Source organism: Micromonospora sp. URMC 106 (assembly GCF_051386395.1).
GTDB lineage: Bacteria > Actinomycetota > Actinomycetes > Mycobacteriales > Micromonosporaceae > Micromonospora.
Genome location: NZ_JBPQTP010000165.1, coordinates 1 through 10,402 on the forward strand (window position 1 = coordinate 1; position 10,402 = coordinate 10,402).

General features: G+C 69.7%; 12 protein-coding genes. 6 read left to right on the forward strand and 6 right to left on the reverse strand.

The annotated features are described in order from the left end of the window. The first annotated feature begins 286 nt into the window (after nt 1-286). From ACSNOB_RS30250 to ACSNOB_RS30260, 3 genes are all read left to right on the forward strand, one after another. On the forward strand, nt 287-892 hold the full coding sequence (locus ACSNOB_RS30250; protein ID WP_436690649.1) for a YdeI/OmpD-associated family protein: 606 nt from the start codon (nt 287-289) through the stop codon (nt 890-892). 214 nt (nt 893-1,106) lie between these two features. Continuing rightward, complete coding sequence (locus tag ACSNOB_RS30255; RefSeq protein ID WP_436690651.1) at nt 1,107-1,232, forward strand: hypothetical protein; 126 nt, start codon at nt 1,107-1,109, stop codon at nt 1,230-1,232. 32 nt (nt 1,233-1,264) lie between these two features. Then, the gene (locus tag ACSNOB_RS30260) at nt 1,265-1,387 is read left to right on the forward strand and encodes a hypothetical protein (RefSeq protein WP_436690653.1); all 123 of its coding nucleotides are present in this window, start codon (nt 1,265-1,267) and stop codon (nt 1,385-1,387) included. A 10-nt stretch (nt 1,388-1,397) separates the two neighbouring features. Here the strand turns inward: ACSNOB_RS30260 and ACSNOB_RS30265 are convergent, their stop codons facing one another. Together ACSNOB_RS30265 and ACSNOB_RS30270 are read right to left on the reverse strand one after the other, a co-directional pair. Beyond that, the gene (locus tag ACSNOB_RS30265; RefSeq protein ID WP_436690655.1) at nt 1,398-2,129 is read right to left on the reverse strand and encodes an alpha/beta hydrolase; all 732 of its coding nucleotides are present in this window, start codon (nt 2,127-2,129) and stop codon (nt 1,398-1,400) included. Between the two features lie 189 nt (nt 2,130-2,318). Beyond that, entirely contained in the window at nt 2,319-3,446 is a 1,128-nt protein-coding gene (locus tag ACSNOB_RS30270; RefSeq protein WP_436690657.1) for an FAD-dependent oxidoreductase, read from the reverse strand. Between ACSNOB_RS30270 and ACSNOB_RS30275 the strand changes: the two genes are divergently transcribed. Beyond that, the gene (locus ACSNOB_RS30275; RefSeq protein WP_436690659.1) at nt 3,375-4,196 is read left to right on the forward strand and encodes a TetR/AcrR family transcriptional regulator; all 822 of its coding nucleotides are present in this window, start codon (nt 3,375-3,377) and stop codon (nt 4,194-4,196) included. The genes ACSNOB_RS30270 and ACSNOB_RS30275 overlap by 72 nt on opposite strands. Nucleotides 4,197-4,301: 105 nt before the next feature. Here the strand turns inward: ACSNOB_RS30275 and ACSNOB_RS30280 are convergent, their stop codons facing one another. The 3 genes from ACSNOB_RS30280 to ACSNOB_RS30290 are packed head-to-tail and all read right to left on the reverse strand — an operon-like array spanning nt 4,302 to nt 5,730. Next, entirely contained in the window at nt 4,302-4,865 is a 564-nt protein-coding gene (locus ACSNOB_RS30280) for a dihydrofolate reductase family protein (protein WP_436690661.1), read from the reverse strand. Continuing rightward, a complete protein-coding gene (locus ACSNOB_RS30285) occupies nt 4,853-5,359 on the reverse strand; it encodes an SRPBCC family protein (protein ID WP_436690663.1) in 507 nt (168 codons plus the stop codon). The genes ACSNOB_RS30280 and ACSNOB_RS30285 overlap by 13 nt, the downstream gene beginning before the upstream one ends. Beyond that, on the reverse strand, nt 5,356-5,730 hold the full coding sequence (locus ACSNOB_RS30290) for an ArsR/SmtB family transcription factor (protein ID WP_436690665.1): 375 nt from the start codon (nt 5,728-5,730) through the stop codon (nt 5,356-5,358). Before ACSNOB_RS30290 ends, ACSNOB_RS30285 begins: the two co-directional genes overlap by 4 nt. 557 nt (nt 5,731-6,287) lie before the next feature. Here ACSNOB_RS30290 and ACSNOB_RS30295 point away from each other — a divergent pair. Continuing rightward, nucleotides 6,288-7,448, forward strand: a complete 1,161-nt coding sequence (locus tag ACSNOB_RS30295) for a hypothetical protein (protein ID WP_436690667.1) — start codon at nt 6,288-6,290, stop codon at nt 7,446-7,448. A 241-nt stretch (nt 7,449-7,689) separates the two neighbouring features. On the opposite strand, the gene ACSNOB_RS30300 is transcribed toward ACSNOB_RS30295, so the two are convergent. Further along, nucleotides 7,690-8,952, reverse strand: coding sequence for a Gfo/Idh/MocA family protein (locus ACSNOB_RS30300; RefSeq protein ID WP_436690669.1), 1,263 nt, complete (start codon nt 8,950-8,952; stop codon nt 7,690-7,692). Between the two features lie 149 nt (nt 8,953-9,101). Between ACSNOB_RS30300 and ACSNOB_RS30305 the strand changes: the two genes are divergently transcribed. Then, complete coding sequence (locus ACSNOB_RS30305; RefSeq protein WP_393106773.1) at nt 9,102-10,343, forward strand: ABC transporter substrate-binding protein; 1,242 nt, start codon at nt 9,102-9,104, stop codon at nt 10,341-10,343. Nucleotides 10,344-10,402: the final 59 nt, after the last annotated feature.

Below are 10,402 nucleotides of genomic sequence, written 5' to 3' on the forward strand. Positions count from 1 at the left end.
GGGCGTGCTGACGCGGTGAGGGCACGTGACCAGGCGGGCGCGCCGCTGCGGCGTCAGCCCTTCGGTCAGCGAGAGGTGCCGTTGACGCGGAACGACGGGAAGACCGTCCGACACCTCGGAAGTGTGATTCCTGACGATCCGGTCGCACCTGCCGTCGATGACGTTGTCACCGGTGGCGAACAGACCGAGCGGCTGAGGTCGCGGGCGGGATCGCCGGGCGTCGCCGGCTCGTACGCTTCCGGCTCACGGCTGCGGCTGCGTCACAGCGTGGCGATAGCCTGCTGCCATGGCGAGCGCTGAACTGGATGAGTTGATCGTCGCGGACGCCGACGCGTTGCGCGCGTGGTTGTCGGTCAACCACGCCACGTCGCCCGGTGTCTGGCTCGCCCTGACCAAGAAGGGCGGCACAGTCACGACGCTGACCTGGCAGCAGGCGGTGGACGAGGCCCTGTGTTTCGGCTGGATCGACGGGCAGGCCCGTAAACGGGACCAGGAAACCTCCTGGATCCGGTTCACTCCTCGCAGGCCCCGCAGTTCCTGGTCACAGCGCAACGTCGCCCACGTGGCCCGGCTGGAAGCGCAGGGGCGGATGCTGCCCCCCGGCCGCGCCGCGGTAGAAGCCGCGAAAGCCGACGGGCGGTGGGCGGCCGCCTACGCCCCGCCGTCGGAGGCCGAGGTACCGGCCGACCTGCTCGCCGCCATCGCCGCCAACCCCGCCGCCCAGGCCATGTTCGACGTACTCACCAAAACCAACCGGTTCGCTCTCATCCACCGCCTCGACGCCGTCAAACAGGCGCGGACCCGCGAGCGGAAGATCAGCGAGTTCGTCGCCATGCTGGCCCGCCACGAAACGATCCACCCACAGAAGGCCAAGCCTCCGAACTCGCCGTAGTCAGCATCTTCTGATCGGCGCGACCCCGCTGCCGCGAAGCGTTCGTAAGCACGGTGATATCAGCTCACGGGCGCATGCATCCGGACGCGGCGACGTGTGCCGTCTGGCAGACGCTCATCGACCTTTCCGGCCGCCCACCCCGCACGGCCACCAGCTCATCGCCGTGCCGCCGGGCCCGGTGGACAGCGCCGCCCGGCTTTGCGAGGTGGAACCGTTGCTGCGCATGGCCTCCGGGCAGGTCGCCGTGGGGCAACGGCTCGCCCTGGAGGCGCACCCGGTCGACGCGCGCCCGATGACACCGCCCAGGATTCTCGCCGCCACCCATGAGGGATTGCGCTGATCGGCATCGTCCCGAGCGCGCCGGAACCGCCGATGGGCGGCACCGGCGCGCTCGGGGCAGTTGTGGGTCTGCTGGCCACCGCCATCGAGGAGGGCAGGCCATCCTCGATGAGCAGCATCCTGTCCGACAGCTTCTATCGTCTGCTGCCGGCCTGACAGGCCGGCCTCACTTCAGGTGCCGGGCGAAGAACCGGTTCCCGGCGTCCCCCTCGAACTGCGGTACGCCGGTGTGCCCGCCCATATTGGCGTGCAGCGTCTTCTCCTTGGAGCGGAAGGCGTCGAAGAGGTCCAGGGCCAGCTGCCGGTCGTTTCCTTCGTCGTCCCACTGCAGCAGGACATGCAGCGGAATGGTGACCTGCCGGGCCTCGTCGAACAGGGTGCGGGGCACGAAGCTCCCGGCGAACAGAAGGGCGGCCGAGATGCGCGGCTCGACCACCGCGAGCCGGATGCCGATGGCGATCACCCCTCCCGCGTACCCGACCGGGCCACCGATCTCGGGCAGCGAAAGGGCGGCATCCAGGACGGCCCGCCATTCCGGTACCGCCTTTGCGACCAGCGGGAGGACGAGCCGGTCGACGATATCGTCGTCGACCGGCTCGCCGGCCGCCAGCGCCCGGTGCAGGTCGGCGCGGGCCTTCTCGGCGGCGGCGGAACGGGGCCGATCACCGCCCCCGGGAAGCTCGATGGTGGCCGCGGCGAAGCCCTCCGCCGCGGCGTGCCGGGCCCGGGCCAACAGTCGGGGGTACATCCTGTGCAGTCCGCCGGGGTGACCGAGCAGGATCAGCGGGGCCGGTGCGGTTGCGGATCCGGGCGTCCACAGGATGCCGGGGATCTCGCCGAGGGTGAATGCGCGCTCGAGGAGACCGTCGTCGAGGCGCTGTTCGGAAGTGAATCGCACGGTCGTGCCTTTCGGGAGTGCTCGTGAACGGCGCTCCCGGACGATCTATCGTCCGACCGTGACCCCGGAGGGGAGCACCCATGTCGTTGCGTTCACGGGTACCACCTCCTCGTTCTCTCGCACGGCCTCCGCGAAAGTAGCAGTGGTTGCCGTGATCCGCCATCAGTTAGGCCCGGCTGCGTCGCGTTGTCAACCGGCGGGTGCCGGCTCGGCGGGCTGCGGCGCGAAGAAGCGGACGATGTCGTCGGCCGCGGTGGGGGACAGCATCATTGCCTGCACTCGTGCGGACATTTCGGCGATCGGGTGGATTCTGAGGAACATCGCCTCCTCGTACGTCCGGATCGCCGCGTCGGGGCCGGCGGGGTGGGTGGCGAGTTCGGCGGCGAGTTCGGCGGCGTCGAGCATGGCCTGGTTGGCGCCCTCGCCGACCGGCGGCATGAGGTGCGCGGCGTCACCGATCAGGGTGATGCCCGGTTGGTGGGCCCAGCGTGTACCGGTGGGCATCGCCTCGATCCTGCGTGGGGACGGGTTGTCGCCGGCTTCGATGAGTGCGGTGAGGCTGGGGTTCCAGCCAGCGAACATGTCCAGCAGGGCGCGCTTGCTGCGGTAGGTGTCTATGTGGCGGTCCTCCGCGCGTAGGGAGATCCCGACTCGGATGCTGCCGTCGCCGAGTCGTTGTGCTGCCAGGATCTGGTTCACGCCGACGCACCAGAGGTTTCCGGGGCCGACCAGATCGGCGAGATCCGGGTGCCGTCGGTCGGCGTCGCCGATGCTCAGCTCTACCAGCGTGGCCACGTAGGACAGTTTCGCGTCGGTCAGCAGCGACCGGACGACCGAGCGCGCGCCGTCCGCGCCGATGAGCACGTCACAGTCGGCGCTGCGGCCGCCGTCGAACGTCAGCCCGAAGCCTCCGTCGGGTCGTGGCGTCGCCGCGACGAGCCGGTGCTGCCACGCGACCGCGTCGCGAGGAAGCGAATCGAGCAGGAGATCACGCAGCGCGCTGCGGTCGATCTCGGGGCGTCCGGCGAATGAGCCGGGTTGTGGCTTGTGGTGCACGAGGGTGCGTCCGGCCGGGTCGAGGATGCGATGCTCCTCGCCCTCCGGCCGTGCCTCGGACCGGAATCGGCCGGCGAGACCCGCCGCGGCCAGGGCCTGTTGCCCGGACTCGGGGTGCAGGTCGAGCGAGCCGCCCTGCGATCGCGCGGATCGGCTCGCCTCGCGTTCGTACACCACCGCGCCGATGCCGTGCTGGTGCAGGATCCGGGCCAGCGTCAGGCCGCCGAGGCCACCGCCGGCGATCGCGATTCGCATCATCATCTCCGTTACCGTACGCTGTATCTTATGGATACAGCGTACGGTAGCGCACCTCTGCCCGTCTGGGAACGGCCCGAGCCCCAGCCTCGCGCGGCGCCGGTGCCCCTGAGCCGCGCGAAGATCGCCGCCACGGCGATCCGGCTCGCCGACGCACACGGCCTCGACGGGCTGTCGGTACGCAAGATCGCCAAAGAGCTCGGCGTTGGTCCGATGCGGCTCTACGACTATGTGACCAACAGATCCGAACTGCTCGATCTGATGGTCGACGCCGTGTATGCCCAGATCGCCGAGGTCGGCCAGCACCCCGAGTGGCGCGCCACGGTGCTGGCCATCGCCCAGGCGACCCGCAGAGCCGCCCTTGACCATGAGTGGTTCGCCGACCTGCTCGGCGGAAGGCCACACCTGGGGCCGCACGCGCTAGCCGTGGGCGAATCGACTGCGGCGGCGCTCGGCCGGGCCCCCGGCGTGCGCGGCATCGACGATCTCCAGCGAGCCGTGGGCGCCCTCAACGCGTTCATCGTCGGAGCGCTCCGCAGGGAGATCACCGAACGACGCACCGCCCGGTCAACCGGCACCGACGTGTCCGCCTGGCAGGCCGCCCTCGGGCCCTACCTGACACGCATGCTCGAAACAGGCCGCTACCCCACCGTCGCCCGGCTCGTCATCGACGGTGCCCACCTCGACGCCGAGGAAACCTTCCGCCACAACCTGACCACCATCCTGGACGGCATCACCAGCCATCCCCGCACGTGACCTACTGCTCGCGCGCCAGTTCGTGATGGGCGACCTCATCCGGCCGAATCGGTCGTCAGCGCTCCGCGCGTCAGGCAGGCGCCGCCGATCGGACCGGGCTGTCGGTCATCGTCCGAGAGGGCGGTAGCGGAGGTGTACGACGCCGTTTGGGAATCGGCGCTCGTCGAGGAGCTCAAGGTCGGTCCGCATGCCGGTCGGCAGCCCTGGCTTGCCCCCGCCGACGACAACGGGCCAGACGAACAGCTGGCACTCGTCGATCAGCCCGGCCTGGAAAGCCTGCGTCGCGAGGTTGGCACCTCCTACGGTGAGATCGCTGCTGGCTGTGGCCTTGAGTTGGCGTATCGCGGCGGGGTCGAATTGGCGTTCGATTCGGGTGTCGGCGGTCGACACCGCGGCGAGGGACGTGGAGTAGACGACTTTGTTCGCCGCCTTCCAGGCGCTGGCGAAGTCTGCCATGAGCTCGGACTGGGCGGCCAGAGCGGTATTGGTTTCCCAGACCGCCATCGATTCATACAGGCGTCGTCCGTAGAGGAACGTGCCGAACGACCGCAGGAGATTGGTGGTGAACGCGAACACCTCGTCGTCGGGTGGGAGCCAGTCGAAGGCGCCGCGCTCGTCCTCGATGTAGCCGTCAAGCGACGTGTTGGTCACGTAGATCAGCTTGGCCATGCTCGTACCTCTCGATGATCAGCTGCAAGGACCTGGAGATTCGTCAACGTGGCGTCCAGCTTGGTGAACGCTTGGCGCCAACCCTCCTCGCTGGGGTGTGTCAGGTGCTCGGGCAGCCACTGGCGGATCTCCAGTCGCGTCCGCCCGTCGGCTTCGTCGTGGAACTCGACCCGCAGCCTCGTCTCGAACGGCTCGATGCCCTCCTGTAGCCGGCCGCTGACGTGCATGACGCCTTCGAGCAGTTCGCCGTCAGCGATGTCCAGAAGGTCGACATGGATGTGCACGCGAAGGCCGGGGTCGGCTGCACTGACCTCCGTCCACCGTTGATAGCCGCCGGGGCGCACGTCGAACTCGATCTCGTCGCGCGGCAGTGAGTTGCCGGTCGGGCCCCACCACGCCGCCAGGTGCTCGGGATCGGTGAAGGCTCGGTAGACGAGCTCTCGCGGCGCGTCGAACACGCGCGATATGACGATCTGTGGAGTTTCGCTGTTCATTCGATCTCCTTGGGGTCGTTGGCCATCCGGTCCGTTGCCGGTCCGGCGGCCTGCACCGCGGCAAGGTGGGCATCGAGGCGGGTGAGGGACGAGTCCCAGAACCGCCGGTAGCGCTCGATCCAGTCGGCCGCTTCGCGCAGGGGGGCAGCCTCGAGGCGGCTCGCGCGCCACTTGCCCGACCGCGACCGCGAGATGAGCGCAGCGCGCTCGAGCACTTTCAGGTGCCGTGACACCGCTGGCATCGAGATGGACAGAGGCGCGGTGAGCTCGGTGACCGTGGCGTCGCGTTCGGCCAAGTCGGCGAGGATCGCCCGTCGAGTCGGGTCGGCGAGCGCCGAGAACACCGCGCTGAGCTGATCGGTGCCAGCCATCGGAAGCTCCCTTCACTTAACCAACCTGTTAAGCGTATTGGAGCGCGAGTGATGGTGTCAACGGATGAGTCGACGGGCCGGCTCGGTCCAGCCACCAACGCTGACGTACTGCCGAGCAACCTGCGGCAAGGCGTGTCCGCTTCTGCCGCCGGCCGTGCGCGCCGACCCGTCGGACTGCTGTCGCGGTGCTGCGGATGCAGTGACCTATCCTGCGGTCATGGGTCGTCGGCCCAGGTGCGAGGATCAATGCCGCGTTCGCCCTCGGCGTTGGTGGCCGCGTCTGCGGCTGCGAGAGGCAGCAACCATGTCTCGTACGTACGGACAAAGACGGTCCGCATCACCCGCGAACTTCGTCGACACCATCCCGAGTGTCGCGCAGCACCGACACGGTGCCCAGTGACTCTGGTGGTGACGTGTGACGGTGAGGTGCAGGCACGGCCGAGCGATCAGGAGAGTGCCCCAGGGCCGCCGAACGAACGCGACTTCGTCGATGGCGGGGGCCGCGAGCGCAAGGGCGGCCCGGTTGGGCTGGTCGGCTGCCGTAAGGAAGGTCGAGTGTGACAACTGACCGAGTCAGTCTCCCCGAGTTTTGGCGACTCACCTGGAGAGACGTCGATCCCGCCGCGCGGCCCGCATTCGACCCGGCCGGTGTCGCGGAGCTGGTGCGGGTGCTGCCGCCGGCCGCCGAGGTCCCGCCGGCCGGCACCGACTGGCGGCTCACTGACTTCTGGTACGACCGGATGACGGAGGCGCTGGTCGAGCACCTGGGCGACTGGGTGGTGGGCTGGTGGTACACGGTCGCGATGGAGGACTACCAGGACCGCGGCGTTATTCCCCTCTGGCGGGCGGAACGTCCTGCGGTGACGACACCGGATGAGACGCTGACCCGCCTCGCTGACGCCGTGGTGGCCTGGCATGAACTGCTGGTAGAGCTCGCCACCGATGCGCGCGCCCGCTTCGCGGAGGCAGCCCCGGCGGCGGACGGTACGGGCGAGCCGCCGGCCTGGCGGGCTGTTCGGGGCAATGGCGGGATCACCGTCTACCCGGCGCGACAGGACCGCAGGCTGCCCTATCCGAGTCGGCTGAGCTGGGCGGATACCGATACTCCCGATCGGGTCTTCGATCCGGAGACGGTTCGGGCGGTGGTGGGCGATCTGGTCGCGGCGTTCGACCTTCCCTCGCCGGAGGCCGACTGGCGTCTCAGAGACCTTTGGCTGGAGAACGTGTCGGCCGGGCTTGTCGACCGGTACGGACGGTGGGCGGTGGGTTGGCGCTGGTCGGTCGGGGAGGGCGACTTCGACGGTGGCCCGGTTGGCTCCTGGTGCTGCTTTTCGCACTCGGTCACCACGCCGGAGGCGACCGCGACCACGGTCTCCGCGGCCCTGGTGGAGTGGCGCGACTGGCTGGACGATCTAGCGGAGCGCTTCGACCGGTTCCTGCCGCTCCGGGCTGACGATCTGCACGGATGGGAGCGCGCGGTTGCTCACCTGGTGACTGCGGTCGGTGACCGCACGCAGTACGAGTCCGGCTGGTACGGCTGCTGCACGACGGTGCTCGGCTGGTTTCTCGACGCGGCCGGCATCGAGTCCCCCCGCCGAGAGGAACTGCTCGAACACGCGGTCGCCGGCCGCTTCGACAGTTGGGTGGAGCCGCCCAGAGCGGTCGTGGAGTCGGTAGCCGAGGACCTGGCCCGGCGGTTGGCTGGTGAACACGCCTGATCATTGGCGAAGTGGCAGCGGTTGCGGGAGACCGTCGGGATGTCGTCCCCCGCCCGAAGGCGCCGGTGTCTGTCGTTCGTGACGGCTTCGTCGTTTCGCTCACGGATCCTGCGGTGACCCGCAACGACTGAGTCGGTTGCTGACCGCGTACGACGACGTGCGGCTCGAAGACACCGCAGATTCACAGTCTCGGGCAGCGCTCCGGTCGGTCCCGAGGCGCCGACGGCAGGTGCCGCCCCCGTCAGGAGGCGGCGGGCCCGAGCGCCACGGGGACGCCGCCGGCGAGCCGGCTGCGTTCGGCGGCGAACGCCATCAGGTGACTGTCCAGGGACTCCCGCGGCCCGGAGCGCATCCGTGACCGGTCGCCGGTCGCGACCGACTCGACGAAGGCCGCCATCAGCGCCATGTCGCCGCCGCCGTGGCCGGAGCCGGCGTCCGCCCCGCCGCCGCGGGTGTCGGTGGTGGCCGTCTCGCCGGTGACGAAGTCGGTCACGGTGACCTGTTCGCCGTCGCCCTCCAGGTAGCCGTGGGTGCCCATGATCCGGGTGCGTCGGTGCCCGCCGGGGGTGAAGGCGCTCATGGTGAGGGTGGCGGTCGCGCCGCCGGCGAAGGAGACGGTGACGCTCTGGTGGTCGACGACGTCGTTCCCGCCGCCGTAGACGCACCGCCCGTACGGGCCGTCGCGCAGCGCCGCGTCGACGCCCTCGTCGGTCAGGTCGCGGGTCACCACCGACAGCGGCCACTGGTGCCGGTCCGGGTCGGCGAGGCAGTCGCGGTAGAAGCGGGCGGCCGAGTAGGGGCAGGTCGACTCCACGTGGCAGTCGAGGCAGCGGTCGGCGGCGCCGCGCGGCCGGTTGCCGGGGTGGAAGTGGTGCAGCGCCCCGACGCTGCTGACCCGCGCCGGGGTGTCGTCGACGATGTAGCGCAGCCAGTCCAGGTCGTGGCAGCACTTGGCGAGCAGGCTGCTGGAGGAGTCGTCGGCGCGGCGCCAGTTGCCGCGCACGTAGGAGTGCGCGAAGTGCCACCAGCCGACCGGCTCGAGGTGCTCGACGCCGATGATCCGGCCCAGCGCGCCGTCGTCGACGTACCGCTTCACCGCGTCGGTGTAGCGGGTGTAGCGAAGCACGTGGCAGACGGCGAGCAGCACGCCGGTGCGCTCGGCCGCCGCGGCGACCGCCCGGCACTCGGCCTCGCTGGGGGCGATCGGCTTTTCCAGCAGGATGTGGTAACCGAGGTCGGCGAGGCGGGCGGCCGGTTCGGCGTGCTCGCGGTCGGGGGTGGCCAGGACGACGGCGTCGGCCAGCCGGGGCTGCGCGGCGAGGGCCTGCCAGGAGTCGAACGACCCGGCCGCCGCGACGCCGTGGGCGTCGGCGAGCGCGGCGCGGTGGGCGGGCCGGGGGTCGGCGACCGCGACGATGCGGGCCTGCTCGGGGTGGCGCAGCGCGTATCCGGCGTACGTGCTGCCGCGGTTACCGGCGCCGACGACGGCGAGGGTGACGGTCATCGGAGTCCTTCGCTATTACGGATCTGGATCGATCTGTCCAGGCATTTGCACGAACAGTAACGATGTGACCTCGGTACTTACGGGCTCTAGTATCGGCCTGGACCGTAAGTTAATGTACTGCGAACATGACTCCCCCGGAAGGATGCGAGATGCGTGTTCGGAAGAGCCTGTCGGCCGTGGCGGTGGCGCTCGTCGCCGCTCTCGCGGCCACGGGCTGCGGCGGTTCCGGCTCCGGTGACTCCGGCAAGACGACCGTGACAATGTGGACATACCCGGTGATCTTCGACGAGGCGAAGCACCGCGCCCACTGGGACGAGACGATCAAGGCGTTCCAGGCGGCGAACCCCGATATCGAGGTCAAGACCGAGATCTTCCCCTGGGCCAACCGTGACCAGGCGCTCGCCACGGCCATCGCGGGCAACAAGGGGCCGGACGTCGTCTACCTCATCCCCGACCAGCTGCCCAAGTACGCGCGCAACATCGAGCCCGTCGACAAGTACCTCGATGCCGCGGCCAAGAGCGACTTCCACGAGAACGTGGTGCAGTCGGTGACCATCGACGGCAAGATGATGGGCGCCCCGATCCTCACCAGCGCCGCCACGCCGATCTGCAACAAGAAGGTCTTCGCCGCCGTCGGCGAGACGAAGTACCCGACCAGCTGGAGCGACCTGCTCGCCCTGGCCCCGAAGTTCAAGGCCAAGGGCTACGACATCACCGCGTATGCCGGTGACGCCAAGCAGACCCTGAACCAGACCTTCTACCCGCTGCTCTGGCAGGCCGGCGGCGACGTGTTCAGCCCCGACGGCAAGTCGGTCGCCTTCAACAGCGACGCCGGGAAGAAGGCGCTGAACTTCCTCAAGCAGCTCGTCGACGCCGGTTACGTCGACAAGTCCCTGATCACCGCCGGCCCGCCGATCGAGCAGACCCGCGCCGCGCAGAACAAGGTCGCCTGCGTCTGGCACGTGCCGGTGGCGGAGATCGAGAAGTTCTGGGGCAAGGAGAACATCCAGGTCGTCCCGCACTTCACGGAGACCAAGCAGATCGGCTACGGCACTGTCGGCTCGCTGTCCATGCTGCGCAACGCCAAGGACAAGGACGCCGCCGGCAAGTGGATCGCCTTCGCCACGAACGCCGAGAACACCAAGAAGTACGACATGGGCGCCGGCCTGTTCTCCCCGCGCAAGTCCACCGGTCCGCTCTGGGCCAGCGACCCCGTCCTCGCGGAGCAGGAGAAGCACGTGGCCACCAGCACGGTCGGCCCGCTGCACGAGAAGGCGCGCGACGTCCAGGGCGTCCTCTCTCCGGAGATCCAGGCCGCCCTGCTCGGCAAGAAGTCCGTGGAGCAGGCGCTCGACGACGCGGCGAAGGCCGCCACCCCGCTGCTCGGATAGCGCTGGCGGGGGGGGGGGGGGGGGGGGGGGGGGGGGGGGGGGGGGGGGGGGGGGGGGGG